At 59.6% G+C, this 23,736-nt stretch carries 28 protein-coding genes; 10 read left to right on the top strand and 18 right to left on the bottom strand.

The genetic code is table 11. The features are described from left to right. The first annotated feature begins 53 nt into the window (after window positions 1–53). Window positions 54–776, top strand: coding sequence for an acetoacetyl-CoA reductase (gene phbB, locus GFB49_RS09920; RefSeq protein ID WP_153215714.1), 723 nt, complete (start codon window positions 54–56; stop codon window positions 774–776). Between the two features lie 76 nt (window positions 777–852). Here the strand turns inward: phbB and GFB49_RS09915 are convergent, their stop codons facing one another. Further along, complete coding sequence (locus GFB49_RS09915) at window positions 853–999, bottom strand: hypothetical protein (protein WP_153215713.1); 147 nt, start codon at window positions 997–999, stop codon at window positions 853–855. A gap of 112 nt (window positions 1,000–1,111) precedes the next feature. Between GFB49_RS09915 and GFB49_RS09910 the strand changes: the two genes are divergently transcribed. Together GFB49_RS09910 and yddG are read left to right on the top strand one after the other, a co-directional pair. Then, window positions 1,112–2,059, top strand: a complete 948-nt coding sequence (locus GFB49_RS09910; protein ID WP_153215712.1) for a transcriptional regulator GcvA — start codon at window positions 1,112–1,114, stop codon at window positions 2,057–2,059. Continuing rightward, window positions 2,056–2,931, top strand: a complete 876-nt coding sequence (gene yddG, locus GFB49_RS09905; RefSeq protein ID WP_153215711.1) for an aromatic amino acid exporter YddG — start codon at window positions 2,056–2,058, stop codon at window positions 2,929–2,931. Before GFB49_RS09910 ends, yddG begins: the two co-directional genes overlap by 4 nt. A 160-nt stretch (window positions 2,932–3,091) precedes the next feature. Here the strand turns inward: yddG and GFB49_RS09900 are convergent, their stop codons facing one another. The 3 genes from GFB49_RS09900 to GFB49_RS09890 all read right to left on the bottom strand — a co-directional run bounded on the left by GFB49_RS09900 (window position 3,092) and on the right by GFB49_RS09890 (window position 4,424). Further along, window positions 3,092–3,259, bottom strand: a complete 168-nt coding sequence (locus GFB49_RS09900) for a YdcH family protein (RefSeq protein WP_153215710.1) — start codon at window positions 3,257–3,259, stop codon at window positions 3,092–3,094. Between the two features lie 183 nt (window positions 3,260–3,442). Then, window positions 3,443–4,237, bottom strand: coding sequence for a tRNA1(Val) (adenine(37)-N6)-methyltransferase (locus GFB49_RS09895; RefSeq protein ID WP_343032536.1), 795 nt, complete (start codon window positions 4,235–4,237; stop codon window positions 3,443–3,445). Further along, on the bottom strand, window positions 4,209–4,424 hold the full coding sequence (locus tag GFB49_RS09890) for a putative signal transducing protein (RefSeq protein WP_153215709.1): 216 nt from the start codon (window positions 4,422–4,424) through the stop codon (window positions 4,209–4,211). The genes GFB49_RS09895 and GFB49_RS09890 overlap by 29 nt, the downstream gene beginning before the upstream one ends. A gap of 57 nt (window positions 4,425–4,481) precedes the next feature. On the opposite strand from GFB49_RS09890, the gene GFB49_RS09885 reads away from it, so the two are divergent. Next, window positions 4,482–5,480: a polyprenyl synthetase family protein gene (locus tag GFB49_RS09885; protein WP_153215890.1), complete on the top strand. Its 999-nt coding sequence runs from the start codon at window positions 4,482–4,484 to the stop codon at window positions 5,478–5,480. A gap of 255 nt (window positions 5,481–5,735) precedes the next feature. On the opposite strand, the gene GFB49_RS09880 is transcribed toward GFB49_RS09885, so the two are convergent. From GFB49_RS09880 to soxR, 4 genes are all read right to left on the bottom strand, one after another. Then, window positions 5,736–6,569 (bottom strand): 4-(cytidine 5'-diphospho)-2-C-methyl-D-erythritol kinase, encoded by an 834-nt coding sequence (locus tag GFB49_RS09880; protein WP_153215708.1) that lies wholly within the window; start codon window positions 6,567–6,569, stop codon window positions 5,736–5,738. Next, window positions 6,562–8,298: a tetratricopeptide repeat protein gene (locus tag GFB49_RS09875; protein ID WP_425505203.1), complete on the bottom strand. Its 1,737-nt coding sequence runs from the start codon at window positions 8,296–8,298 to the stop codon at window positions 6,562–6,564. The genes GFB49_RS09880 and GFB49_RS09875 overlap by 8 nt, the downstream gene beginning before the upstream one ends. A gap of 206 nt (window positions 8,299–8,504) precedes the next feature. Beyond that, the gene (locus GFB49_RS09870; RefSeq protein ID WP_153215706.1) at window positions 8,505–10,154 is read right to left on the bottom strand and encodes an electron transfer flavoprotein-ubiquinone oxidoreductase; all 1,650 of its coding nucleotides are present in this window, start codon (window positions 10,152–10,154) and stop codon (window positions 8,505–8,507) included. 160 nt (window positions 10,155–10,314) lie between these two features. Next, window positions 10,315–10,782, bottom strand: coding sequence for a redox-sensitive transcriptional activator SoxR (gene soxR / locus GFB49_RS09865; protein WP_153215705.1), 468 nt, complete (start codon window positions 10,780–10,782; stop codon window positions 10,315–10,317). A gap of 90 nt (window positions 10,783–10,872) precedes the next feature. Between soxR and GFB49_RS09860 the strand changes: the two genes are divergently transcribed. From GFB49_RS09860 to GFB49_RS09850, 3 genes are all read left to right on the top strand, one after another. After that, complete coding sequence (locus tag GFB49_RS09860; RefSeq protein WP_153215704.1) at window positions 10,873–11,253, top strand: VOC family protein; 381 nt, start codon at window positions 10,873–10,875, stop codon at window positions 11,251–11,253. Between the two features lie 246 nt (window positions 11,254–11,499). After that, complete coding sequence (gene greA / locus GFB49_RS09855; protein WP_153215703.1) at window positions 11,500–11,970, top strand: transcription elongation factor GreA; 471 nt, start codon at window positions 11,500–11,502, stop codon at window positions 11,968–11,970. A gap of 24 nt (window positions 11,971–11,994) precedes the next feature. Continuing rightward, window positions 11,995–13,017: a hypothetical protein gene (locus GFB49_RS09850; RefSeq protein ID WP_153215702.1), complete on the top strand. Its 1,023-nt coding sequence runs from the start codon at window positions 11,995–11,997 to the stop codon at window positions 13,015–13,017. Between the two features lie 242 nt (window positions 13,018–13,259). Here the strand turns inward: GFB49_RS09850 and GFB49_RS09845 are convergent, their stop codons facing one another. The 4 genes from GFB49_RS09845 to fdhD all read right to left on the bottom strand — a co-directional run bounded on the left by GFB49_RS09845 (window position 13,260) and on the right by fdhD (window position 16,633). Beyond that, complete coding sequence (locus GFB49_RS09845) at window positions 13,260–14,516, bottom strand: molybdenum cofactor synthesis domain-containing protein (RefSeq protein ID WP_153215701.1); 1,257 nt, start codon at window positions 14,514–14,516, stop codon at window positions 13,260–13,262. 43 nt (window positions 14,517–14,559) lie between these two features. Beyond that, window positions 14,560–15,054, bottom strand: coding sequence for a molybdopterin-guanine dinucleotide biosynthesis protein B (gene mobB, locus GFB49_RS09840; protein ID WP_153215700.1), 495 nt, complete (start codon window positions 15,052–15,054; stop codon window positions 14,560–14,562). Next, a complete protein-coding gene (gene mobA, locus GFB49_RS09835; protein ID WP_153215699.1) occupies window positions 15,051–15,689 on the bottom strand; it encodes a molybdenum cofactor guanylyltransferase MobA in 639 nt (212 codons plus the stop codon). The genes mobB and mobA overlap by 4 nt, the downstream gene beginning before the upstream one ends. Before the next feature lie 92 nt (window positions 15,690–15,781). Further along, window positions 15,782–16,633, bottom strand: coding sequence for a formate dehydrogenase accessory sulfurtransferase FdhD (gene fdhD, locus GFB49_RS09830; protein WP_425505208.1), 852 nt, complete (start codon window positions 16,631–16,633; stop codon window positions 15,782–15,784). 88 nt (window positions 16,634–16,721) lie between these two features. Here fdhD and GFB49_RS09825 point away from each other — a divergent pair, with 88 nt between their 5' ends. Both GFB49_RS09825 and GFB49_RS09820 read left to right on the top strand, forming a co-directional pair. Beyond that, the gene (locus tag GFB49_RS09825; protein WP_153215697.1) at window positions 16,722–17,444 is read left to right on the top strand and encodes an AzlC family ABC transporter permease; all 723 of its coding nucleotides are present in this window, start codon (window positions 16,722–16,724) and stop codon (window positions 17,442–17,444) included. Then, window positions 17,441–17,773 carry an AzlD domain-containing protein gene (locus GFB49_RS09820; protein ID WP_153215696.1) on the top strand — a complete coding sequence of 111 codons (333 nt, stop codon included), beginning with the start codon at window positions 17,441–17,443 and terminating at the stop codon, window positions 17,771–17,773. Before GFB49_RS09825 ends, GFB49_RS09820 begins: the two co-directional genes overlap by 4 nt. A 9-nt stretch (window positions 17,774–17,782) precedes the next feature. On the opposite strand, the gene GFB49_RS09815 is transcribed toward GFB49_RS09820, so the two are convergent. The 5 genes from GFB49_RS09815 to GFB49_RS09795 all read right to left on the bottom strand — a co-directional run bounded on the left by GFB49_RS09815 (window position 17,783) and on the right by GFB49_RS09795 (window position 21,916). Next, the gene (locus GFB49_RS09815) at window positions 17,783–18,394 is read right to left on the bottom strand and encodes a hypothetical protein (protein WP_343032535.1); all 612 of its coding nucleotides are present in this window, start codon (window positions 18,392–18,394) and stop codon (window positions 17,783–17,785) included. 18 nt (window positions 18,395–18,412) lie between these two features. After that, complete coding sequence (locus GFB49_RS09810; RefSeq protein WP_153215695.1) at window positions 18,413–18,547, bottom strand: aa3-type cytochrome c oxidase subunit IV; 135 nt, start codon at window positions 18,545–18,547, stop codon at window positions 18,413–18,415. Between the two features lie 128 nt (window positions 18,548–18,675). Then, window positions 18,676–19,134 (bottom strand): DUF6173 family protein, encoded by a 459-nt coding sequence (locus GFB49_RS09805; RefSeq protein WP_153215694.1) that lies wholly within the window; start codon window positions 19,132–19,134, stop codon window positions 18,676–18,678. Window positions 19,135–19,163: 29 nt separating this feature from the next. Next, window positions 19,164–20,210, bottom strand: a complete 1,047-nt coding sequence (locus GFB49_RS09800; RefSeq protein WP_153215693.1) for an MBL fold metallo-hydrolase — start codon at window positions 20,208–20,210, stop codon at window positions 19,164–19,166. A 5-nt stretch (window positions 20,211–20,215) separates the two neighbouring features. Next, window positions 20,216–21,916 carry an acyl-CoA dehydrogenase family protein gene (locus GFB49_RS09795; RefSeq protein WP_153215692.1) on the bottom strand — a complete coding sequence of 567 codons (1,701 nt, stop codon included), beginning with the start codon at window positions 21,914–21,916 and terminating at the stop codon, window positions 20,216–20,218. A 189-nt stretch (window positions 21,917–22,105) separates the two neighbouring features. Here GFB49_RS09795 and GFB49_RS09790 point away from each other — a divergent pair, with 189 nt between their 5' ends. Continuing rightward, window positions 22,106–23,056, top strand: coding sequence for an L-threonylcarbamoyladenylate synthase (locus tag GFB49_RS09790; protein ID WP_153215691.1), 951 nt, complete (start codon window positions 22,106–22,108; stop codon window positions 23,054–23,056). Window positions 23,057–23,061: 5 nt separating this feature from the next. Here GFB49_RS09790 and GFB49_RS09785 read toward each other — a convergent pair whose 3' ends face one another. Next, window positions 23,062–23,700, bottom strand: a complete 639-nt coding sequence (locus GFB49_RS09785) for a YqgE/AlgH family protein (protein WP_425505207.1) — start codon at window positions 23,698–23,700, stop codon at window positions 23,062–23,064. Window positions 23,701–23,736: the final 36 nt, after the last annotated feature.

Genomic DNA, 23,736 nt, shown 5'->3' with positions numbered 1-23,736 from the left:
CAGAATTTTGCAATTTAATTACCAAGAGACTACTCAAGTGGAGGAAGATTATCATGGCACGTACTGCACTCGTCACCGGGGGTTCCCGTGGAATCGGCGCAGCGATCTCTAAGACCCTCAAAGCAGAGGGTTATACCGTTGCAGCGACCTACGCGGGAAATGACGAAGCCGCGGCCAATTTTACCGAAGAGACCGGTATCAAAACGTTCAAGTGGAACGTGGGCGATTACGAAGAATCGAAAGCCGGTATCGCAAAAGTTGAAGAAGAGCTGGGTGGGATTGACGTTGTTGTTGCCAATGCCGGCATCACGCGTGACGCACCGTTTCACAAGATGACACCAGAACAGTGGCAGCAAGTGATCGACACCAACCTGACCGGCGTTTTTAACACCGTGCATCCGGTGTGGCCGGGCATGCGTGAGCGCGGTTTTGGCCGGGTCATCGTGATCTCTTCCATCAACGGTCAAAAGGGTCAATTTGGTCAGGTGAACTATGCTGCGACCAAAGCGGGCGATCTGGGCATCGTGAAATCGCTGGCACAAGAAGGCGCTGCCAAAGGCATCACCGCCAACGCGATCTGCCCCGGTTACATTGCAACCGAAATGGTGATGGCGGTTCCTGAGAAGGTCCGTGACATGATCATCGGTCAGATCCCAACCGGCCGCCTGGGTGAGCCTGAGGAAATCGCGCGCTGTGTTGCCTTCCTGGCGTCGGACGATGCCTCGTTTATCAACGGCTCGACCATTTCCGCCAATGGGGCGCAATTCGTCGTCTAAGCGACGTTACAGTGTCAACAGCAAGGGCCGCCCACACCGGAGCGGCCCTCTTGTGTATCCCGTAAGGACCTGGCGCCTAGGCCCAGCGGGAAGACGGGGCGCGGCTGCGCCGAACTGATAGATTCCACAGCCAGCCCCAAAGGACCGAAAATGCCTTGCTCCGTTCGGCATGGGCACGGTGCATGGCCTGTGCGATATGCGCCTGGGTTGTTGCTTCAATCATCTTGGCCTCCTGTTCGGGTTAGCGTGTCTTAACTGCAATCAAAATGCACTTTTCGTTTCAAACGCACAAACGAGACTTTTCAGACCTTCAGTTAAGTATTACTTGTGTGAACATGTCTGACCGCCTGCCCCCTCTCACCGCCTTGCGTGCCTTTGATGCTGCCGCGCGCCACATGTCTTTTGCCAAGGCGGCAGAAGAATTGAACGTGACGCCTGCGGCCTTGTCGTTCCAGATCAAGACCTTGGAAGAGCATCTGGGAGAGAAGCTGTTTCGCCGCCTCAATCGCGCCGTCGCCCTGACCGAGGCCGGACGCACCCTGGCACCGGGTGTGGCCGAAGGATTTTTAACGCTGTCAGAAGCCTGGACCGCAACCCGACGCCTGCAGGACAACAGCACGTTGACAGTGACGGCGGGCCCGGCATTGACCGCCAAGTGGCTGGCACCGCGTCTGTATGAATTTGCCCGCAGTCACCCGGATATTGATTTGCGGTTTTCGGCTACCTTGCGGATGGTGGATCTGGAGCGGGAGGATGTGGACATCGCCCTGCGGTTTGGCCTCGGCCCGGACGAGGGGTTGAATGTGGTTCCGGTGCCGCCGGAATGGGTCACACCGGTGATGACGCCCGAGCTGGCGGATCGCTACACCACGCCTGAAAGCCTGATGAAAGCGCCGCTGATCTTTGACGAATCCATCGATTTTCTGGATCCGCCCTGTGATTGGCCCACCTGGTTTCGCACCCAAAACATCGGCTATGTTCCGACCCATGGGTTGCGGTTTTCCCAGGCTGATCACGCGGTTGACGCGGCGATCACCGGTGCGGGCGTTGTGTTGGGCCGCCGCAGCATGGTTTTGACGGATCTGCACACCGGACGTCTGGTGGCCCCGTTCAAAACCGCCCTTCAGACCAAAGCCAAGTTCAGAATGATCAGCGCGCCCGGCAGTGAGGATCGCCCCCAAGTGGTGGCCTTTCGGGATTGGTTCATTGATGAGATGGCCAAAACCGCCTATATCGCGGAAGATTTTGATATTGTCCCAGTTGAGGATGTCTCCCCGACATGAGCAAACCCCGCGCAACCGCCATTGGCTTTGTCGCGATTTTACTGTGGGCCTTGTTGGCCCTGTTCACCGTAGGATCCGCACCCACCCCGCCCCTGCTGCTGAATGCGATCTGTTTCACGATCGGCGGAACCTTGGGGGCGGCCTGGGTTGCCGTCAACGGTGGGTTTGCCGCGCTGCGGGACGTGCCCTGGAAGATCTATGCCTTTGGTGCGCTGGGGTTGTTTGGCTATCACGTGCTTTATTTCTCGGCCCTGCGACTGGCGCCTGCGGCCGAGGCGGGGTTGATTGCCTATCTCTGGCCTTTGCTTATCGTGCTTTTTTCCGGGCTGCTGCCCGGCGAGCGGTTGCGCGGCGGGCATCTGCTGGGGGCGGCGCTTGGCTTTGTGGGAGCGGGGTTGATCGTGACCGGCGGCGGCGCGGGGTTTCGCACCGAGTACCTGCCGGGATATGGGCTGGCGTTGCTGTGTGCGCTGACCTGGTCCAGCTATTCGGTCCTGTCGCGCCGGTTTTCGGCGGTGCCAACCAGCTCTGTAACCATTTATTGCCTGATCGCAGCCGTCGCCTCATGGGGATTACATTTCGCCGTTGAGGACACGATCTGGCCTGCCACCACAATTGCCTGGATGTCTGCGCTGGGGCTGGGGCTCGGGCCAGTGGGGCTTGCCTTCTTTGTCTGGGATGTTGGGGTCAAAAAGGGCGACATTCAAATGCTGGGCACGATTTCCTATGCCACGCCTTTGCTGTCGACGCTTGTTTTGGTGGTGACCGGCTTTGCGGCGCTCAGCTGGAACCTGGCAGCGGCGGCGGGTTTAATCACTCTGGCGGCTGTATCTGCCGCCATGGCCAGCCGGGCGCAGGCGGCAAAGACCTGATTTAGCCCCCAAAAAACTAAAAAGGGCCATCTCACGATGACCCGTGGAATAAAGAAAGGGTCATCTCACGATGACCCTTGGGTGTTGACTGCCACAGCCTTGTGTCACGCTGCCCGTTGTGCAGCCGTATTCCAACTGGATGTGCAGCCAGATCTGCCTATTACTCCCCGGAAAGTCGGGATATTTCTTCCTTGATCTTCAACTTTTGTTTTTTGAGGACCGCGATTTCCAGGCCATCCACGCCTGGCGACCGCTGGGCGACCTCGACTTCATTGCTCAGGTGCTCGTGCTTCTTTTTCAGTTCATTAAGATGCGAGCTGAGGCTCATGGCTATCCTCCTGTTGAGCGTTGATGTGCGCCGGGCGTTCCCGGCTGAAACAGTGGACCAGAAACAGGAACATCTGTCACGCTGCAGCTGCGAGAAATTCTAATCAATCTCGGCAGATCGGCGCTAAAATGCCGAAAATAGAGCAATTCGGGCCAAAATTACGCATTTTGCGCGCAGCATTGATCACTTTGGCCATTCTAGCGCCGCACCGCTGCGCAGGATCGCCTCCACCTCGGCGCGGTAATCGGGCCGATCGCCGGGATGGGTGGAATGTTCGTGTAAAATCAACGGCGCATGAAGGCGCAGATCCGCGCGGCCAGCTTTGCGCGCCCGGACCAGGATCAGTTCAGCCGCGCGCCCCACACGCGGCGCGATTGGCAAAACCTCAAGACTGCCCAGTCTGTTGGTGCAGGCCACCAGCACATCCGCCAGCCGGTCGGCCCGTTGGATCAGGTGCAGATACCCTTTGGGTGCAAGCCTGCGCGACGCGGTATCAATCCAGTGCGCAAGGGGCGTTTCTTCACCCAGGGCAGTGCGACGGCCATCATCCTGCGCCGGGCTGTGCGCGCCATTGCGGTAATACGGCGGATTGGCGATCACATGATCAAAGCGGCGCTGGCGCAGATCCAGCGGCAGATCGGCCAGATCCGCTTGGACAATGTCGAGTGTCTGCTCATTCAAATCACCGTTGCGACGCGCCAGATCCACATAAGGCGGCTGCAGCTCAACCCCGGTCAGGGACAGCCCCGTGACACGATGCCCCAGACACAAAAGCGCCTGCCCCGCTCCGCAGCCCAGTTCCAGCACGCTGTCGCCGGGCTTGGCCGGAACAGCTGCCGCAAGCAACACCGGGTCTACGCCCGCGCGATACCCGTTTTTTGGTTGTAACAGAGTGACTTGCCCGCCGAGGAATGCGTCCTGGCTGAGGGTTTCCTCCACAAACACGGTCTCAGCGTCCCAGTGGAATGTCGTTGTCACGCATCACACGTTCTGCCGCGGCGTGGTCATCTGTACGCACCATCAGGCGACGCGGGAAAATTCCTATTCCACCTTCCAAGACGCTCATATTTACGTCCATCTGAAAGCAGTCTATATCCTCACCCTCAAGAAGGGCTGAAGCATAGGCCAGGATGGTTGGATCTGTGCTGCGCAAGAGTTCTTTCATGGGGATGGATCTAAGGCCAAGGGACCGAGATTGTCGAGCCTTGCAAACGGGAAAATGATGGATCAAGTCAACTCGCAAAAGCCGCATGAACAGCTGGCGGAACAATTGGACCAGGAAATGACGGCTGTAAACGCCTTGATCCGGGACCGTATGGCATCAAAACACGCGCCCCGCATCCCTGAGGTGACCGCGCATTTGGTGGAAGCCGGCGGCAAGCGGCTGCGCCCGATGCTGACGCTGGCCGCCGCAAAACTGTGCGGCTATGCAGGCGATGATCACCTGAAGCTGGCCGCAACGGTTGAGTTCATCCACACTGCGACCCTGCTGCACGACGATGTGGTCGATGAAAGCGGTCAGCGGCGCGGGCGTCCAACTGCGAATCTTTTGTGGGACAACAAAAGCTCGGTACTGGTGGGCGATTACCTGTTCTCTCGCAGTTTCCAGTTGATGGTTGAGACAGGATCCCTGCGGGTTCTGGATATTCTGGCCAATGCCTCTGCAACCATTGCCGAAGGAGAAGTGCTGCAGATGACAGCGGCCAGCGATCTGCGCACAGACGAGGCGGTATATCTGCAGGTGGTGCGCGGCAAAACCGCAGCGCTGTTTTCTGCAGCCACCGAGGTGGGCGGCGTGATTGCAGGCGTGTCAGAGGATGCGGTGCAGGCGCTGTTTGACTATGGCGATGCGCTGGGGATTGCCTTCCAGATTGCGGATGACCTGTTGGACTACCAAGGTGACAGCAAAGTGACCGGCAAGAACGTCGGTGACGACTTTCGCGAGCGCAAGCTGACGCTGCCGGTGATTAAGGCCGTGGCGCAAGCAACCGACGCAGAACGCGCGTTTTGGGTGCGCACGATCGAGAAAGGTCGCCAAGAAGACGGTGATCTAGAACAGGCGTTGGGATTGATGGCGAAATACGGCACTCTGGATGCCACCCGCCAAGATGCGCTCGCCTGGGCCGCCAAAGCGCAAACCGCGATGGCCAAATTGCCAGAGCATCCCTTGCGACAGATCCTGTCTGACCTTGCGGAATATGTGGTGGCTCGTCTCAAGTAGGCTAACGGCAGCAGGCGTGGTCTCCCGCGCCTGTGCGATGCTTTGCTGTAGCAAAAAATCGCAAACAGCATTGGGCCAAGCGCCGCGCTGACGCGCGGCGCGGTTGCGTAACCGCGCCAGTGTTACACACCATTCAACCGGTCGCGCACGCCGTGCGTCAGCACGGCGCCACGCCCAACGGGACGCCGCCCCCGGTAGGGGGCAAGGACGGGCGGGAGCACATCGTCTGACAATCGCTCAAAAAGCGAGGCGTCCTTAGGAGAGCGTACAGGCCTCAACCCACCAATTGGGCTCTCTTTGCTGCAGCACCCTTGCCGCCTCTTCGGCTGCTGTCCGATTGGCGAACAACGCAAAACACGTGGCACCGGATCCCGACATGCGTACAAGTCTGGCGCCTTCCAGCGCGGACAATGCATCAAGGGTTGCACCGATAGCAGAGTGCAAACCACAGGCCGCATCCTGCAAATCGTTGCGGGTGTTTTGCAGCCATTCCAGCAGATCAAACGGTGCTGCAAAATCGGGCAGCTCCGCTGGCATTGGCGCATTATCCTTTGCCGACAGTGCCTTGAACACCGGCGGTGTTGCAACCGCCACGCGGGGGTTTGCTAGCACCGCAGAGAGCGGCGTGAAACGGGGCAAGGCAGTGACCCGCTCACCGGTGCCTTCCATACGCGCTGCCTGCGCCACAGCGCAGACCGGCACATCGGCACCAAGTTGCTCCAGCCCTTTTGGGATTGGCACATCCAGGGCCGTTTGGATCGCCCGCAAAGTGGCCGCAGCATCGGAGGAGCCGCCGCCAATCCCCGCCTCTGCGGGGAGGTGTTTGTCCAGAGTGATCGCGGCATCGCGAACGCCCGCCAATTTGGCGGCTTTGATCACCAGATTTTCGGGGCCCGTGGGCACGCCAGCGGCCAATGGGCCGGTCACCGTCAAGCTGAGACCCGATCCGCTGGGGCGTGGTTCAACCCTCACCCGGTCGCCGATATCCGCAAAGACCACAAGGCTGTCGAGCAGGTGATAGCCATCGGCCCGCTGGCCGACCACATGGAGAGACAGGTTGACCTTGGCGGGCGCAAAGGCCTCAGCCATCCTGGGCGACCTTCAACGGCTCGGCACCTTCTTCGGCCAGAACCGCATCCAGCCCCACATCCAACTTGCGACGGATACGGTCGGGATCTGCTTCGCCATTGACCTCTTCGGGATCAATGAAAGACAGCGCACGGCGCCATTGGAACTCTGCCTCGCGCGCGCGGCCCACCGCCCAGTAGACATCGCCCAGGTGATCATTGACCACCGGATCGACCGGCATCAGCTCAACTGCGGTTTCCATATGGCCCACCGCCTCTTCATAGCGGCCAAGGCGATAAAGCACCCAGCCCAGAGAATCGACGATATAGCCGGATTGCGGTTCCGCCGCGACGGCGCGCTCGATCATTGACAGCGCTTCGTCCAGTTTGATCTGTTTCTCCACCATGGAATACCCTAGGTAGTTTAGCACCTGCGGCTGATCCGGGTTCAGGGCCAAAGCGGCGCGAAAATCCGCCTCGGCCTGTTCCCAGTTTTTCAGCCGCTCGTGACTGATACCACGGGCATAATGCAAGACCCAGGCACGCCCTGCACCCGCAGGTGTCAGCTCCAATGCGCGATCATAGGCTGGCACGGCCTTGGCGTAGTCTTCCTGCTGGCGCATCAGATCGCCCAGTTCAAGATGAACGGCGGGATCATCCGGCTGTGCCTTGGCCAGATTGCGCAGAACCTCGGCTGCAGCATCCGGCTTGGCTGAACGGCGCAGGGCTTCGGCCCGGCCCAGTTCCGCGGCGTGGAATTCAGGATGGGTTGCCGGCACCTTGCTGTAGGCCTCGATCGAGAGGTCATAGCGCCCCAGTTGGTCCAGCACGCTGGCGGTGTGCAACAGTGCATCCACATGGTCGGACCGCAGAGCCACGGCCAGCTGACTGTAAATCAGCGACAGATCGGCGCTGGCCTCTCCGTTCAATGCCACGCTGAGGGTAAAGAAGGTTTCAGCCAGCCCATCAACTGGCGTTGGCGCGATGTCAAATGCCAGCGTCTCTCCGGCTTGGAGCGCATCCACAACCCGTGCCAGAGCGGGGTCAAAACCACCACCAAAGGCGCGCGCCATATAGTCCACCGCCTCATCGTTGCGGTCCAGTTGCGACAGGATCTGCACATAGGCCAAGGCGGCCCGGCGCGAGGCTCGGGCCAGACGTTGATCGCCTTCTTCCATCAAGGCGGCCGCGCTTTGATAATCGCCAACCGAAGCCAAAACGAGGGCCCGGTGGAAATCGGCAAAGAACCTCAGATTCTCATCCTCACCCAGGGTGGTGAGTTCGGCGACCGCTTTGCTAACAGAGCCGTTGCCCAGTTGGGCCCAGGCATTGATCAGCGCATCTGTCAGCTTGCCCGCCCCTTGGGTGTCGAGATCCCGTGCCAAGAGACCCGAGAAGTTCTCATCCTTGGCCATGGCGCCAGCAACGGCCACATTTGCAATCTGGCTGACCGCGCCCTGCGCCCACAGGCGGCGGGCGATGGGTTCCGCCCGCTCCAATTCCCCCAGCGCCATGCGTGAAAAGACAACATTGTCCATCAGCACCACATTTTCGGGATCGCGCGCCAGGGCGCGGGCAAAGTAATCGGCGGTGGCGGCATAGTCCCCTTCGTAGGTCGCCGCGCGCCCCGCCAGATAGGCCCCGGCCAGCCCATGGGCTGTGTTTTGGGCCAAAGCTGCAGGGGATGTCGTCGCAAGCAGCGCGACAGAGGTGGCGGCGAGGGTCAGGGAGCGGAAAATGCGAAGGGCCACACGGGTCTCCATATCAAAGGGGCAAATCTTTAACGTTTAAGCTAGGCGCTTGGCCTGCCGGAGGCAATGGCACTTGGATCAACTTGCTGCCATTCGCACAACGGCGCGCAAATTCTATGGGCAGGAAGGTTACCCAACCATAAAAAACCGCCAGCTCCAAAACGGAACCGGCGGTTTCCAATCTGTCTGGTCACTGTGACCCGATCTTACATGTTCGGATAGTTGGGCCCGTCGCCGCCTTGTGGCGTGGTCCAGGTGATGTTCTGCGCCGGATCCTTGATGTCACAGGTCTTGCAGTGCACGCAGTTCTGGAAGTTCACCACAAACTGTTTTTCACCGTCTTTTTCCAGCACCTCGTAAACGCCAGCCGGGCAATAGCGCTGCGCAGGCTCGTCATACATGGGCAAGTTGTCATAGATCGGCTTGTTCGCATCCGCCAGGCGCAAGTGCGCGGGCTGGCTCTCTTCGTGGTTGGTGAACGAGAAGGAGACGTTGGTCAGCCGGTCAAAGGAGAGAACACCATCGGGTTTGGGATAGTCGATCGGCTTATGCGACGCCGCCGGTTCCGTGGACTGGGCGTCGTTTTTGCCATGGCCAATGGTGCCGAACAGCGAGAGACCAAAGATGTTGTTGGTCCACATATCGAACCCACCCAGGGTGAGCGAAGCTGCAAGCCCCCATTTGGACCACATCGGTTTGACGTTGCGCACCATTTTCAGGTCTTTGCCAATCGGGCCTTTGCGCACGTCTTCTTCGTATGCGTGCAGCTCATCACCGGAGCGGCCGTCCTGGATCGCGGCATAGGCGGCTTCGGCTGCGGCCTTGCCTGAGAGCATGGCGTTGTGGTTGCCTTTGATGCGCGGCACGTTGACCATACCTGCGGAACAGCCCAGCAGCGCCACGCCAGAGGCGACCAATTTCGGCATCGACTGCCAGCCGCCTTCGGTGATTGCGCGCGCGCCATAGGCCACGCGTTTGCCGCCCTTCAAGAGGTCCGCCACAATCGGGTGATGCTTGAAGCGCTGGAATTCCATATAGGGGAACAGATGCGGGTTCTTGTAGTTCAGGTGCACCACAAAGCCGACATAGACCTGATTGTTTTCCAGATGATAGATAAAGGAACCACCGCCCGCATTCGAGCCCAGCGGCCAGCCCATCGTGTGGGTGACAGTGCCCTCTTTGTGCTTGGCCGGGTCAATTTCCCAGATCTCTTTCATGCCGACGCCGTATTTCTGCGGCTCTTTGCCGGACTGCAGATCGTAGCGTTCGATCACCTCTTTGGAGAGCGACCCGCGCACACCTTCGGACAGGAAGACGTATTTGCCGTGCAGCTCCATACCGGGTTCCGAATTCGGACCAAGCGAGCCGTCTGCCTCAAGACCAAAGACACCGGCGACCACGCCTTTGACTTCGCCCTTGTCGCCATACACCAGTTCGGAACAGGCCATGCCGGGGAAGATTTCAACGCCCAGCTCTTCGGCTTGTTCCGCCATCCAGCGGCAGACGTTGCCCATCGACACGATGTAGTTGCCGTGGTTGTTCATCAACGGCGGCATCGGAAAGTTTGGGATGCGGACCTTGCCCGCCTCACCCAGCATAAAGAAGTTGTCTTCGGTGACCGGCGTGTTCAGCGGTGCGCCTTTTTCTTTCCAGTCGGGAATAAGCGCGTCCAGGCCACAGGGGTCCAGCACAGCACCGGACAGAATATGTGCGCCGACCTCGGACCCTTTTTCAAGGACGACAACGTCAAGATCTGCGTCCAGCTGTTTCAAACGGATTGCTGCCGAAAGACCTGCGGGACCTGCGCCCACGATCACGACATCATATTCCATCATTTCCCGTTCAATTTCGGCCATCCTTCGGCGCTCCCTGGCTACATTTCGCTACGGCCCCGTCTGGGCGCAATATTCTTTCGCGCTTGCTTAGCGTTTGACAGCGTAACCCGTCAATCCAAACCCTGCGTTTGCAACACTGCGTCGCAGAAAAGGGAATTCCCTGGTCTTTCATTTCCGCCATTTAGATGCTGCTTTGCGGCGCAGGGCGGTCCCCCATCAGGTATCTGGGGCCCGACCCTTTGCTGTGGGCGCGGTCTTCGGGATTATAAAGCTTGCACTTGGGCAGAGACAGGCACCCACAGCCAATACATCCGTCCAGATTGTCTCGCAATTTCTGCAATGTTTCGATTCGCTGGTCGAGGTGTTGACGAAAGCTCAGCGAAATCTCGGCCCAGTCTTCGGGGGTCGGTGTGCGATTGCCGGGAAGCGCGGCCAGATGCTCGCGAATTTCGGGAAGGGTGAACCCGAACTGTTGGGCGATCATCACAAAGCTGAGGCGGCGAATATCCGCACGCATGAATCTGCGCTGCCCGCCGGCGTTTCGCCAGGGGCTGATCAACCCCTGTGCCTCATAATAGCGGATCGCCGAAACCGCGAGCCCTGTGCGCTCTGCCAGATAGCCGATCGAAATTCCTGCTGCGTCGCTCATCTGTGCCTCACAAAATATCTTGACCTAAAGTTAGGTTTAGAAATTAGCGTGAGGCGACTCAACCGTCAAACAGAATGAAAGGAGGCGCAAATGAGCGCGATTTTGGAACACGCAAACCTGGCCGTGGCCGATCCAAACCAAACGGCTGCCTGGATGGAACATGTCTTTGGCTGGCACATTCGCTGGCAGGGGCCTGCCTTGAACGGCGGATACACAGTCCATGTTGGCGGCAAAGACAGCTATTTGGCGCTGTACAGCCCGGCCAATGAACTGGGGGAGCCACAGACCCGCTATGCGCATAAAGGCGCGCTGAACCACCTGGCCGTTGTAGTTGAAGATCTGGATGCCACGGAAACCGCGGTTCGAGATCAGGGGTTTGAGCCCATAAACCATGCCGATTATGCACCGGGACGGCGGTTTTACTTCTTGGACGATCAAGGCGTGGAATATGAAGTGGTGCAATATGATTGAAGCAAAGGCAGCAAAAGCGTCATAAAAATTCGGTTAAGTTTCGGCTATTTGCTGCTGATAGCCAAGGGAAGGCGGCAATTCCCGGGTGGGAATCCCTGCCATCCCCCTTGCAATCCGTGTCAGGATTGGGTCAGGTATCTGTCAACTCGATCTGTCGCCCCGCTCGCAGCCCATGCGGCGGGGTTCAACTGTTCGACACCAAGCAACAACCGCTGTTTACAGCGAATAAGACACCGGACACTTCTTATGGAAAAAATCCCGATGACGCCCGCTGGCTTTGCCGCGCTTGAGGCAGAGCTGAAAAACCTGAAATCCGTCGAACGCCCCGCCATTATTCAGGCCATTGCCGAGGCCCGCGAATTGGGCGATTTGTCGGAAAACGCTGAATACCATTCCGCCCGTGAAAAGCAGTCCTTTATTGAGGGTCGCATCAAAGAGCTGGAAGGCATTCTGTCGCTGTCGGACGTGATCGATCCCGCCAAGCTGAGCGGCACCATCAAATTTGGCGCAAAAGTCACCGTCGTTGATGAAGACACCGATGAGGAGAAGACCTGGCAAATTGTTGGCGAACATGAAGCCAATATTGAAGCAGGGTTGTTAAATATCAAATCTCCCATCGCCCGCGCCTTGATTGGTAAGGACGAAGGCGACAGTGTGGACGTGCGGACACCTGGCGGTGTGCGATCTTATGAGATTCTTGAAATTGTCTATGCTTAAGTCGTTTTGAACCAGAACAGAGCCATGTCAGGCCCCACATCATCCGAGTCCAAAACATCCGGCGCACATTCGCTGCCGGTGTTTGAGCGCACTGAAGCCAGCCCCTTGGGTTTGGCGGAATGGATTGCAGCAGGCCTGAGCCTGGTGTGGGTTCTGTTCTTTCTTCTGAATGGCGCATTGAGCGGGACAGAAACCGGTGTCTCCAGCTGGTCTGACCCGGTGTTATCCCTGCTGGCCTTGACCCTGCCGGTTCTGTTGATCTGGGTGGCCGCACTGTCGATCAGATCCACCCGTCTGGTGCAGGCCGAAGGAGACCGGTTGCATGCTGTGATCGACAATCTGCGCACCACCTATCTGACACAGGCGCAACAACAGGCCGCCGTGGCAGAACCGTCGATGACCAAGAAGCTGGAAGAGATCATCGAAGCGGCCCGCAATACGGAAACCGCGTTGGCAACCTTTCAAAGCAGCCGCAGCGAACCGCATCGGGAGGGGCAGCCTGTGCCGCTGTCCGCACCAACTGGGGATGACCAAGGGGCGCTGGCCTTGGGAACACCTGCGGAAGACAGCAAACCACCGTTGCCGGTCCATCAGTTTATCCGGGCGCTGAATTTCCCGGAAACGGCAGAGGATCAGGATGGGTTTGTCGCGCTGCGCCTGGCGTTGCAAGACCGCAAGGCAAGCCAAGTGATCCAGGCCGCGCAGGATGTCCTGACGCTGCTGAGCCAGGACGGGATCTATATGGATGATCTGCGCCCGGATATGTCACGGCCTGAGATCTGGCGGCAATTTGCCCAAGGGGCGCGTGGCAAGGAAATCGCGGCCCTTGGCGGTGTGCGCGACCGTGCGGCCCTGGCGCTGGCGTCAGCGCGGATGAAACAAGACCCGATCTTCCGCGATGCGGCCCACCACTTTCTACGCCGCTTTGACCAGATGTTCGCGGAATTTGAGAGCTCTGCATCGGACTCCGAGATCTCAGCTTTGAGCGAGACCCGCACTGCCCGCGCATTTATGCTGTTGGGACGGGTGGCCGGTACGTTCGACTAATGCCGGTGGGCTCGTTGCGCGGGCCTAAATGTCCCAACTAAGCCGAAACTCCCGCCCGTCGTTCGGCCCCTTTCAGGGCCCCTCCTCCCGTTGGGCATGGCAGCGCACCTGCGGTGCGCTGCGGTTGTTTCCAGGCGCCGACCGCACCGTGCAACAGCACGGTGCCACGCCCAACCGCGACGCGCATTCCTTTGGAATGCGGCGAAGCGGGCGGGAGTGTTTGTTTGCACCGCGTTCTGGTTTCAGAAACCAAAACTCGCGTAAGGGTAGAACATCACCGGATCACCCGGTGCGATTTCGGCCGCCCCGTCGCCCAACTCGACCAGCCCTTCGGCCCAGCTGAGACCGCTGATCCGGCCTGAGCCTTCTGATTTGAACACTTCGACCCGCCCATCACGCACCCGGGCCCGCAAATATTCGCGTCGGCCCGGCTTCTTACGCTTTTCAAATCCCGCCGGAACAAGAAACCCTTGGGGCGCGCGCCATCCTGCACCGGCCAGTTGCTCCATCGCGGGCCGCGCAAAGATCAAGGTACACACCAAAGCCGCCACTGGGTTGCCTGGCAGTCCAAACACCGGAACGCCGGACCACACCCCAAGCGCCAGAGGGCGACCGGGCTTGATCGCAATCCGCCATTCCTGCATCGCACCAGCTTCGCGCAACAACGCAGACATATGGTCTTCGTCCCCAGCAGAGGCCCCGCCACTGGTCACGATCACATCCACCTTCTGGCTGGCCTCGTCCAATCGTCCCCTTAACGTCGCCCGATCATCGATCACACGTCCCAGATCCAGAGCGTGATGCCCCATCCGCTCAACCAGACCCAGAAGCATCGGGCGATTGGCATCAAAAATCTGCCCGGGCCGCGCTGTCTGACCTGCCTCGACCAACTCATCCCCCGTCGACAAGACACCAACCCGCAAAGGCTTTCGGACAGGCAACTCCGCTCCGCCCGTGGCGGAAATGAGCGCCAAATCCGCCGGGGTCAAACGCCGCCCAGCGGCGAGGATCACCTCTCCTGCGGCAACATCTTCTCCCGCCTTGCGCGCATTCGCGCCCTGCCGCAACGGGCCACGACAGGCAATGGACTGCCCGTCTGTCGTGACATCCTCTTCCAGGATCACCGTATCCACCCCTTTGGGCAGGCTGGCGCCTGTCAGAATGCGGATGGCCTCCCCTGCAGGCACCACTCCTTCAAAGGCGAGACCTGCAGCAGCCCTGCCTTGCGCAAGGGGGATCACATGTTCTCCCTCAGGCAGACCACCTGCAAACCCATAGCCATCCACGGCGGAATTCGGCAATGGCGGGTTCGACCGTTGGGCCACCACATCCTCTGCCAAAACACGCCCTAACGCCGCGCCAAGGGCCACCTGTTCCACCTCGGTCACCGCATGAAGACGGTCGCGCAGCAACGCCAACGCCGCGTCCACCGGTGTCCAGTTCACCCCAGCAGGCAAGGCAAAACAATCGTTGCGCAAAGGCGGCGGTTTCAGGGTCATGGGTCTTTCCTTCCTTAACTCCAGCGCGCGTTTCGGGTTCGGTTCACGTCAGGTTCAAGTCATTGGCGATAAAATCGGCGATCTCGACCGTATCGTTCAGATCAAACTGAGGCAGGTCCAAATCCAACGGCGTATCCGTCGCAACCGCGCGAATGCTTGGATCCTGTGGCGCGATCAGCGGCTGGCCCGCTGCCTTTCGGTGCACTTCCACCTTGGGATGCGCTTCGCGTTTATACCCTTCAATCAAGATCAGATCGACCGGGCGCATCCGTGCCAAGAGCTCGGTCAGCGAAGGTTCCGCCGCGCCCCGCAGCTCCTGCATGATCGCCACCCGATTAGGTGAGGCCAGAACCACCTCTTGCGCGCCCGCGGTCCGGTGACGGTGGCTGTCAGTGCCCGGCTGGTCCACATCCGTGCTGTGATGGGCATGTTTCAGGGTCGAAACGGTCAAGCCACGGTCAGTGAACTCCGCCACCAGGCGCTCCATCAATCCGGTCTTGCCATTGTTCTTCCACCCTGTGACGCCATAGACTTTCATGGCAACAATCCTTCGGCGCGGTGCAGATCCTCGGGTGTGTTGACGTTGAAAAAGGGATCAAAGGGCTCTGCCTCAAACAAAGCTTCGCGCCCGCCATGCTGGTCCGTCCACAGGACAACTTTGCGCAGGCCATCCGTGAGCGCCGCGCGCAGATCATCGCGCAAGGCAACCGGCCACAGGCCAAACGTTGGGTGTCGGTTGACCTTGCTACGCCCACCGGATTTCAGCTCTTCGCCGGTGCGCGGCGTGGTCGCCAAAACCAGAGGATAAGTTTGCCCGTCCGAAGCCTCGATCAGTCGCGCCACCAAATCCGTTGGGAAAAACGGCGTGTCGGCGGCGGCGGTAACAATCGCATCTGCCCCCTGCGCGGCTGCCCAGTCCAGCCCGGCCAGAACCCCTGCGAGCGGCCCGGCAAATCCTTCGATACTGTCGGCAATCACCGGCAGATCCAACTCCGCAAACCGTGCGGCATCCCCATTGGCATTGAGCGCAAGCCCGGCGACTTGCGGGGACAAGCGCTCGATCACATGGGACAACAGGCTTTGCCCACCGACCTCCAGAAGGCCCTTGTCACCGCCGCCCATGCGGGTTGCAAGCCCACCGGCCAAAATCACCCCAAGCACTTTTTCAGCCATGTATTCTCTCCTGCGCAACAGGCGCTTGACACGGCGCCAGCCGGGTCGCGCCCCGCCGGGCCCTCAATGGGCCCAAGGGGCGCCCCCGCGCCTCAACCCGCGCTCTTGCGGCGATGTTTCTTCTCTTCAACCGGCGCATCCGCCGGATCCATGTCCCGCACCAGACGTTCCTCGCCACTCAAACACACAAACCGCTGCCCCCGCATGCGACCAATCAGGGTGAGGCCGATTTCACGTGCAATCTCAACCCCCCAAGCAGTGAACCCGGACCGGGACGCCAGCACCGGGATGCCCATCATGGCGGTTTTGATCACCATCTCCGACGTCAAACGCCCCGTGGTATAAAGGATCTTATCATCCGCGCTTGCCCCTTCGGACAGCATCCAGCCTGCGATCTTGTCCACCGCATTGTGACGACCCACGTCTTCCATATAGACCAAGGGGCGGTCCTGTTGACACAGGACCGTGCCATGGATCGCGCCCGCTTCCAGATACAGGGACGGCGTGCGGTTGATCTGATGCGCCAGCTTGTAAAGCCAGCTGGTGCGCAGCTCCGCCTTTGGCAGGCTCACGCCCTCTAGCCCTTCCATCATATCGCCGAAAACCGTGCCCACCGCACAGCCCGACGTGCGGGTCTTCTTCTTCAGCTTTTCTTCATGTGAGGTCTCAATTGCGGTGCGTACCACCACAACCTCCAGATCCTCGTCAAACTCCACCCGGGTGACCTCATCATCCGTCCCCAGCATGCCTTGGTTTTTCAGGAACCCAAGCGCGAGGTATTCGGGATAATCGCCAATGGTCATGGCGGTCACAATCTCTTGAGAATTCAGGTAAATCGTCAACGGGCGCTCTTCGACAACCGCAAGATCAACCGCTGCGCCATCTTGATCGGTGCCGGTGACGGCGCGCGTCAAGCGCCCGTCCTGAGGGTTCGGGGCAACCATATAGTCCTGACCGCTATATTCCAGCTTCGCCAATTGAATTGCTCCCTGATCCGGCATAGGTAGAGTGACATTCTCTTAAAGGTATCTCATGGCAATCTCCACCACCAGTGCGGCATTTTGGAAAGGGCTTCGCGACGGCGCGCCTTTTGTCTTGGTGACCGGGCCCTTTGGCCTGTTGTTTGGCGTCCTGGCAGGAGAGGCCGGGCTGGATGTGATCGAAGCCTTTGCCTTCTCCATGGCGATTTACGCAGGCTCTGCCCAGTTCACCGCCCTGCAGCTGATGCAGGAAGGCGCGCCGATTTTTATCGTTTTGGCCTCGGCTCTGGCCGTGAACCTGCGGGTGGCGATGTATTCCGCATCCTTGACCCCCTATCTGGGTTCTGCACCCCTCTGGCAGCGGGCGCTGGCGGCCTATGTGACTGTTGATCAGGCCTATGCCCTGTCGATTGTCCAGTTCGAGGATGAGCCCGATATGACCGTGCAACAACGGCTGGCGTATTTCTTTGCCACCAATGCGCTGGTGATGCCGGGATGGATGGCTGCCACCATCTGTGGCGCGCTGATCGGCGATCAGGTGCCCGAGAGTTGGGGTTTGGACTTTGTTCTGCCGCTTGCCTTCCTGGCGATGATCGGACCGATGCTGCGCACCCCTGCCCATCTGGCGGCGTGTTTCACGGCCATCGCTGTGTCTCTCCCTGCCTCTGTCTTGCCGTTTAACCTTGGCCTGTTTGTCGCCGGGGTCATCGGCATGATGGCGGGTGCTCAGACTGAGGTCTGGCTCAACCGGAAACTTGCAGGAGCGCAGCCATGAGCGGAATTGACACAGCCACCCTGTGGACCGTGATCATTGGTCTGGGCCTTGGCAGTTTTGCCCTGCGCTTTGCCTTTATCGGGATTGTTGGCAGCCGGAAGATGCCCGAATGGCTGATGCGGCACCTGAGGTATACGGCGGTGTCAATCATCCCGGCATTGGTGGCACCGCTGGTCGTCTGGCCAGCCCCAACCGGGGGCGAGCCGAGCCTGATCCATCTGATTGCGGCTTGCACAACCCTTGCGGTTGGATATTTCACCAAAAACGTCTTTGCCGCCATGGGCAGCGGGGCGCTCTTATTAGTGGGCTATATCAGCCTCTTTGGCTGAGCGCGTGGCCTACCCGTTTAGGGCCGCATTGCTGGCGGCGATACCCTTTTTCAGGTCCTCATCGTCGCCTTCGTAATACAGCTCGCTTTGAACCGCACCCAGAGCGTCAAACTGCTCCGACAGTTTCACCGGGTAAAATGTGGTACTGATCTGTTCCAGCCCCGGCACCTGCTGCAGGATACGTGAGGTCGCATTGGCGCAGTAGACCCCCGGCACGCGGCCGTTGGTTTTCACCAGTTCCAACGCGGTCTCGGCCTGTGCGGGCGTGACCTCAAGGCGTTGGGTTTTTACATGAAATGTCGTGCGCGCATGGGCGCTGCGATAGGCCTGAAACACAGCCGGGCGGATGCCATACAACACGTCATTGTATTCGGGCACAATATCCGCGTGAAACGACCCTGCGGGATCAAAGATCACCCGTTCCGAACCGCTGACCATCAATGCGGTATGGCCACCCTGCCCCGTGCGATTGTTGATCACAGTGATCAGCGTCAGCGCCGGTGCGCCTGGGTCGACATAGGCCACACGTTGCAGTGTTGCCAAATCGGCATTGGGCTGTTGCGGCGCTGCGCAGCCAGCCAAAAGAACCAGGCACGCGCCCAGGCACAACAATTTTTTCACGTGGAACGGCTCCGTTGATCAGATGGCAAAGATGGCCAAGAAGATCACAAACACCACCAGCGCCATGCAAAAGCGGGTCACAAAGGTGATGAACCCGGTATAGGTCTGCTCCTGAACTGTGATGTCCATTGTTCCGTGCTCATGATCTGCCATTGGTATAGTCCTCGTCCCTAAAGCTGACCTTTAAATACTGAATTCGCATCGTCCTGTCACCGTGGCAATTGGTCAAATGCAATGCGCCCTGCAACAGAGCCATCAGTTGTGACCCAAGTGCACCGCGATCATGCAGTTGGGGTTTCCAGATCCTTGGCCAATCGGAAGCCAATGCGGTTGGCGGGGGCTTCTTTGACGGGCTTTTGCGTGGCGCGCAGCATCACATTCAACTGGGTGACATGCTGCACCAGTTGGGTGCGCGCACCGCTGCCATCACTGCCATAAAAGGTAACGATATCAGGGTCGAAATACCCGATCCCTTCGATCCGCAGCACCCCCGCGTCGCCGCCAGTCATGCCCATGGCAACCTCATGTTCGCTGTCCAGCTGCTGTTCAAAGTTCTGGATGTACAGCACCAGCCGCTCATAGGCCCAGCGCGCTTGGCTCTTGGTTTCAACGGGCTTTTGCAGCTCTTCTGGCACGTCGGTGAGACCCGCGCAGGCGTCCGGGTCTGTGTGGACTTCATGCACACAAGGCAGCACGGCTGATTCCGCCACCTCGGCGCTGGTTTCGATCTTATTGTCCATAGTCTTCCCCTTATTGGCCGAGGCCCTCGTTACCCTTTGCGGCGATACAGCCAAGCGCCATCCTCGCGCGCCCAGCGCTCCACCTCTCCTTTATGGAACAAATGGTTCACATGGGCCACCGCTTCAACCAGGGCCAGCCCATATTCGCCGCCGCCGATTTTGCGTTTAAACAGATAGGGAAAGCAATCGGCTGCGGTATGGGGTTCATTGAGGGCTTCTGCAAGTCGCTCCAATGCGGCGTGGTGGTTGTCAATCAGCTGCCGCATGCGCAAGGGCAAACGTTGAAACGGCAGCTTGTGGCCGCCCAGCGCCAGGTGGTCCGCGCGCGCCAGGGTCGAGAGCCGCTCGCAGGCCTCAAGCCAGTCGGCCAACGGATCGGCCATCGGTTCGGTGGCATAGACGCCGATGTTGGGGCTGATCGACGACAGGATCTGATCACCGCAGAGCACCAGATTGTCATCCCTGCTCCAAAAGGTTGCATGTTCCGGCGCATGGCCATTGCCGATATGTACGTCCCAAGTGCGTCCGCCCATCTGGATCTGATCGCCCTGTTGGATCCGGGTGAACCCCAGCGGCATTGGATAGACCGTATCGGCAAAGTTGAACGGGCGATCCGCCGCACGGGCAGCATAGATCTCGCCGTCCATGCCAGAGCTGCGGTAATAAGACAGGGTTTCCGCTGGCCAGACGTCCTGTTCATCCAGGGTCAACATGCGAGAAAATAGCCAAGCAGTACGTGTGGTGACCAGTTCGGCCCCATGTTCCGATTGGAACCAGCCCGCCAGTCCCACGTGATCGGGATGGTGATGGGTGACCACCACACGGCCCACCGGCTTGCCGCCCAATGGGCCCGCCATCAGCCGTTCCCACAGGGCGCGGCCCCGCCGGGAATTGATACCAGTGTCGATAATCGTCCAGCTGTCGCCATCATCCAGGGCATAGATATTGACGTGATCAAGCTTCATCGGCAGCGGCAGGCGCAGCCATAAAACGCCCTCGGCCACCTCGATTGCGGCGCCTTCTTCGGGCGGGGTTTCAAACGGAAACTTGAGCGAGACGTCGGGGACGCTGGTCATCGGATCTATCCTGCAAGGTCTTCAAGGCTGAGCGCAAACACCCCGTCACTGCCAGCGGTGGCGGCGGCCAGATGCGCGGTATATTCCGGCAACATACGTGACATGTAAAAACGTGCCAGCTTTTCACGCGGACCACCGGGATCGGCCTGCGCCGCCTTGAGGTGGTAATAGCCGCCCAGGATCCGAGCAAAGGCGCGCAGATAATGCAGGCTGCCAGAGAAACGGTCCTGCATATCGTGGGCCACCATCCAATCGGTTGCGTCACGCAAAGCCTCGCAGGCGTTCCACAAAGCGTCCGTCATTTTGGGGTTGGCCCCGCGACCGGTTTCGGCGAGATCCTCAATCTCGTCCAGCAGACGGCCCGCCATTTCGCCGCCGTCCATCATCTTGCGCCCCACCAGATCCATGGATTGGATCCCGTTGGTGCCTTCATAAATCGCGGTCACCCGCACATCGCGGCTGTACTGCGCCGCGCCGCTTTCTTCGATAAAGCCCATACCACCGTAAACCTGCACGCCTGTCTCAGCCACGCGCATGCCCACCTCGGTGCCAAAAACCTTGGTGATCGGGGTCAGAAAAGCCGCGCGGCTGGTCCAGTCCCCCGCGTCTGTCGCATGGGACATATCGATCGCATGAGCATTGGCCAGCATAATGGCGCGGGAGGCAAAGATATCGGCCTTCATCTCCATCAACATCCGGCGTACATCGGCGTGGTCGGCAATGGTGCCCGAAGGGGTGCGCCCCTGCTTGCGCTCCAGCGCATATTCCAGCGCATGCTGATACGCGCCTTCTGCGGTGCCGACCCCCTGCCCGCCCACGCCAAGACGCGCGTTGTTCATCATGGTGAACATGGCTGCCATGCCACCGTGTTCCTGCCCCACAAGCCAGCCGGTGGCCCCATCATATTGCATCACACAGGTCGGAGAGCCATGAAGGCCCATTTTATGTTCCAGGCTCACCACCTTCAGATCATTTGCGCGGCCCGGCTTGCCGTTTTCATTCGGAATGAATTTTGGCACCACAAAGAGTGAGATCCCCTTGGTCCCCGGCACCCCATCTGGCAGGCGCGCCAGCACCAGATGCACCACGTTTTCGGTGAAATCATTATCCCCCCAAGAGATAAAAATCTTCTGCCCGGTGACCGCATAGGTGCCATCGCCATTGGGCTCGGCCTTGGAGGTCAGCGCGCCCACATCCGATCCGGCCTGTGGTTCGGTCAGGTTCATGGTCCCGGTCCATTCGCCGGAAATCAGCTTGGGCAGATAAAGGTCCTTGATCGCGTCTGAAGCATGCGCCTCCAAGGCTTCGATCTGACCCTGGCTCATCAGCGGTGCCAATTGCAGCGACAGGCATGCGCCTGCCATCATCTCATTCACCGCCGTCGCAACCGAGAACGGCAGCCCCATGCCGCCGTATTCTGGATCGGCGCTCATGCCAACCCAGCCGCCGTCAGAAATCGCCTGCCACCCTTCGGCAAACCCCGGCGAGGTGCGTACAACGCCATTTTCCAACCGCGCGCCTTCCAGGTCACTGCCGCGCTGCAAAGGCGCCATCACATTATCGCTCAGGCGCCCCGCCTCACCCAGAATCGCGGTGACCAGATCCGGTGTTGTTTCGGAAAACTTCTCGGTCTGGCTGGCTTCTTCGATGCCGATGATCGCGTTCAGGATGAATTCATACTCAGATGTGGCGGCGCGATAACTCATGGCGTCCCTTCCTGTGGTGACTGCGTCGGATGATCGCCCATGCTGCAGCTGCACAGGCGCCGTGCGATACGGGCGTTGGTCTTTGTGCGAGCACTTGGCTTTGCGCGGGCTTGGCGGTACATAAGGCCACCCTGGACCTCATTCCTACCCCTCTCATCCCGTCGATCAACCCAAACGCCGCGTCACAGCATGACATCAAAGACCACCCTTTCCCTTGGCCCAAGCGAGGCGGACCTGTCGCGGGCCGCCGATCTTTTGCGCTGGGGCGAGCTTGTCGCCTTCCCGACCGAGACCGTTTATGGCCTGGGCGGTGATGCCCGTGTCGGAGAGGCCGTGGCCGGGATTTATGCGGCCAAAGGGCGGCCCAGTTTCAACCCGCTGATTGCACATGTAGCGGATGAAGCCGCGGCCAAGGAACTGGTCCAATGGTCGGAATTTGCCCAGCGATTGGCCGATGCCTTCTGGCCCGGACCGTTGACGTTGGTTTTGCCGTTGCGGGCGGGTCACGGGGTCTCTTCGCTTGTGACTGCGGGGCTTTCAACGCTGGCTGTGCGGGTGCCTGCCCATCCCACTGCGCGGCGTCTGTTGTCGCTGTTGGGCGGGCCTGTGGCGGCCCCCTCGGCCAATCCGTCTGGCCGCATCAGCCCCACCACCGCCGCACATGTTCACGCAGGACTTGGTGGCAAGATTGCAGCCGTTGTGGATGACGGCCCCTGTGGCGTTGGCCTTGAATCCACGATCATCGGCCTGTCTGGTCCAAGCCCCGTGTTGTTGCGGCCCGGCGGATTGGCAGCCGAAGAGATCGAGGCGGTTCTGGGCCGCCCCCTCAAAGGACGTGATCAAGCGGATCCGCTGACGGCACCGGGGCAGCTGTTGTCCCATTACGCCCCCAACGCCGCGGTACGGTTGGAGGCTGAGACGGTTCAACCGGGCGAACTGCTGTTAGGATTTGGGGCAGTTGATGGGGATCTGAACCTCTCCCCCACCGGCAATCTGGCCGAAGCCGCGGCCAATCTGTTTGAATATTTACACCGGTTGGATGCCAAAGGCGCGCCGATTGCTGTTGCCTCGATCCCGGATCATGGGTTGGGAGCTGCGATCAACGATCGGCTGCGGCGCGCAGCAGCGCCCCGCCAGTAATCCGATCAGGCATGTCCTGCGCTGGCGGATAGCACGATGGGATCAACCCCCAACGTCTTGAGCGCGGCGACCCATTTGTCCCCGTCGATGGTGTCGAAGATTAATTCATGGGTGGCATCCGCCGTCAGCCAGCCGTTTTCGCCGATTTCCGCCTCAAGCTGCCCCGGCCCCCAACCGGCATAACCGAGCATAATCAGAAACTGTTCTGGGCCAGTCCCGGCGGCAACATCTTCGAGCACGTCCAATGTTGCGGTCATGGAAAAACCCTCGGCCACTGCCAACGAGCTGACGCTGGATTCATATTCCGAGGAATGCAGGACAAATCCGCGCTGTGTTTCAACCGGGCCGCCGAACCGCACGGGGATGTCACCGTTTGGCGCATCTTTGATCACGATTTCCAATTGATCAAGAATGTCGCGCAAGGAGACACCTGTTGCCGCCTTGTTCACGATCAGCCCCATTGCCCCATCGTCTGTGTGCGAACACAGATAGACAAGCGTCTGGTCGAACCGGGGATCTCCAATATCTGGCATCGCTATCAGGAGTTTACCGGTCAGATCCATAGGCTGTCGCTCGCTTTTGTTGACTGCTGCATCTCCACCATGCCTCCGGCCCTCGCATCGTGCAAGGGCTGATGCTGCAATCAAATTCACGCGATAGTATATTTGCTTGAAGAAAAG

Source organism: Tritonibacter litoralis (assembly GCF_009496005.1).
In the GTDB taxonomy this organism is placed as follows: Bacteria; Pseudomonadota; Alphaproteobacteria; order Rhodobacterales; family Rhodobacteraceae; genus Epibacterium; species Epibacterium litoralis.
This window is presented reverse-complemented; position numbering and strand designations above follow the sequence as displayed.

Bases quoted from the DNA above. Each gene is read 5' to 3' on its own strand.
- phbB (WP_153215714.1), top strand. From the start codon at position 54: ATGGCACGTACTGCACTCGTCACCGGGGGTTCCCGTGGAATCGGCGCA.
- GFB49_RS09915 (WP_153215713.1), bottom strand. From the start codon at position 999: ATGATTGAAGCAACAACCCAGGCGCATATCGCACAGGCCATGCACCGT.
- GFB49_RS09910 (WP_153215712.1), top strand. From the start codon at position 1,112: ATGTCTGACCGCCTGCCCCCTCTCACCGCCTTGCGTGCCTTTGATGCT.
- yddG (WP_153215711.1), top strand. From the start codon at position 2,056: ATGAGCAAACCCCGCGCAACCGCCATTGGCTTTGTCGCGATTTTACTG.
- GFB49_RS09900 (WP_153215710.1), bottom strand. From the start codon at position 3,259: ATGAGCCTCAGCTCGCATCTTAATGAACTGAAAAAGAAGCACGAGCAC.
- GFB49_RS09890 (WP_153215709.1), bottom strand. From the start codon at position 4,424: ATGAAAGAACTCTTGCGCAGCACAGATCCAACCATCCTGGCCTATGCT.
- GFB49_RS09885 (WP_153215890.1), top strand. From the start codon at position 4,482: ATGGATCAAGTCAACTCGCAAAAGCCGCATGAACAGCTGGCGGAACAA.
- GFB49_RS09880 (WP_153215708.1), bottom strand. From the start codon at position 6,569: ATGGCTGAGGCCTTTGCGCCCGCCAAGGTCAACCTGTCTCTCCATGTG.
- GFB49_RS09870 (WP_153215706.1), bottom strand. From the start codon at position 10,154: ATGGCCGAAATTGAACGGGAAATGATGGAATATGATGTCGTGATCGTG.
- soxR (WP_153215705.1), bottom strand. From the start codon at position 10,782: ATGAGCGACGCAGCAGGAATTTCGATCGGCTATCTGGCAGAGCGCACA.
- GFB49_RS09860 (WP_153215704.1), top strand. From the start codon at position 10,873: ATGAGCGCGATTTTGGAACACGCAAACCTGGCCGTGGCCGATCCAAAC.
- greA (WP_153215703.1), top strand. From the start codon at position 11,500: ATGGAAAAAATCCCGATGACGCCCGCTGGCTTTGCCGCGCTTGAGGCA.
- GFB49_RS09850 (WP_153215702.1), top strand. From the start codon at position 11,995: ATGTCAGGCCCCACATCATCCGAGTCCAAAACATCCGGCGCACATTCG.
- GFB49_RS09845 (WP_153215701.1), bottom strand. From the start codon at position 14,516: ATGACCCTGAAACCGCCGCCTTTGCGCAACGATTGTTTTGCCTTGCCT.
- mobB (WP_153215700.1), bottom strand. From the start codon at position 15,054: ATGAAAGTCTATGGCGTCACAGGGTGGAAGAACAATGGCAAGACCGGA.
- mobA (WP_153215699.1), bottom strand. From the start codon at position 15,689: ATGGCTGAAAAAGTGCTTGGGGTGATTTTGGCCGGTGGGCTTGCAACC.
- fdhD (WP_425505208.1), bottom strand. From the start codon at position 16,633: ATGGTTGCCCCGAACCCTCAGGACGGGCGCTTGACGCGCGCCGTCACC.
- GFB49_RS09825 (WP_153215697.1), top strand. From the start codon at position 16,722: ATGGCAATCTCCACCACCAGTGCGGCATTTTGGAAAGGGCTTCGCGAC.
- GFB49_RS09820 (WP_153215696.1), top strand. From the start codon at position 17,441: ATGAGCGGAATTGACACAGCCACCCTGTGGACCGTGATCATTGGTCTG.
- GFB49_RS09810 (WP_153215695.1), bottom strand. From the start codon at position 18,547: ATGGCAGATCATGAGCACGGAACAATGGACATCACAGTTCAGGAGCAG.
- GFB49_RS09805 (WP_153215694.1), bottom strand. From the start codon at position 19,134: ATGGACAATAAGATCGAAACCAGCGCCGAGGTGGCGGAATCAGCCGTG.
- GFB49_RS09800 (WP_153215693.1), bottom strand. From the start codon at position 20,210: ATGACCAGCGTCCCCGACGTCTCGCTCAAGTTTCCGTTTGAAACCCCG.
- GFB49_RS09795 (WP_153215692.1), bottom strand. From the start codon at position 21,916: ATGAGTTATCGCGCCGCCACATCTGAGTATGAATTCATCCTGAACGCG.
- GFB49_RS09790 (WP_153215691.1), top strand. From the start codon at position 22,106: ATGACATCAAAGACCACCCTTTCCCTTGGCCCAAGCGAGGCGGACCTG.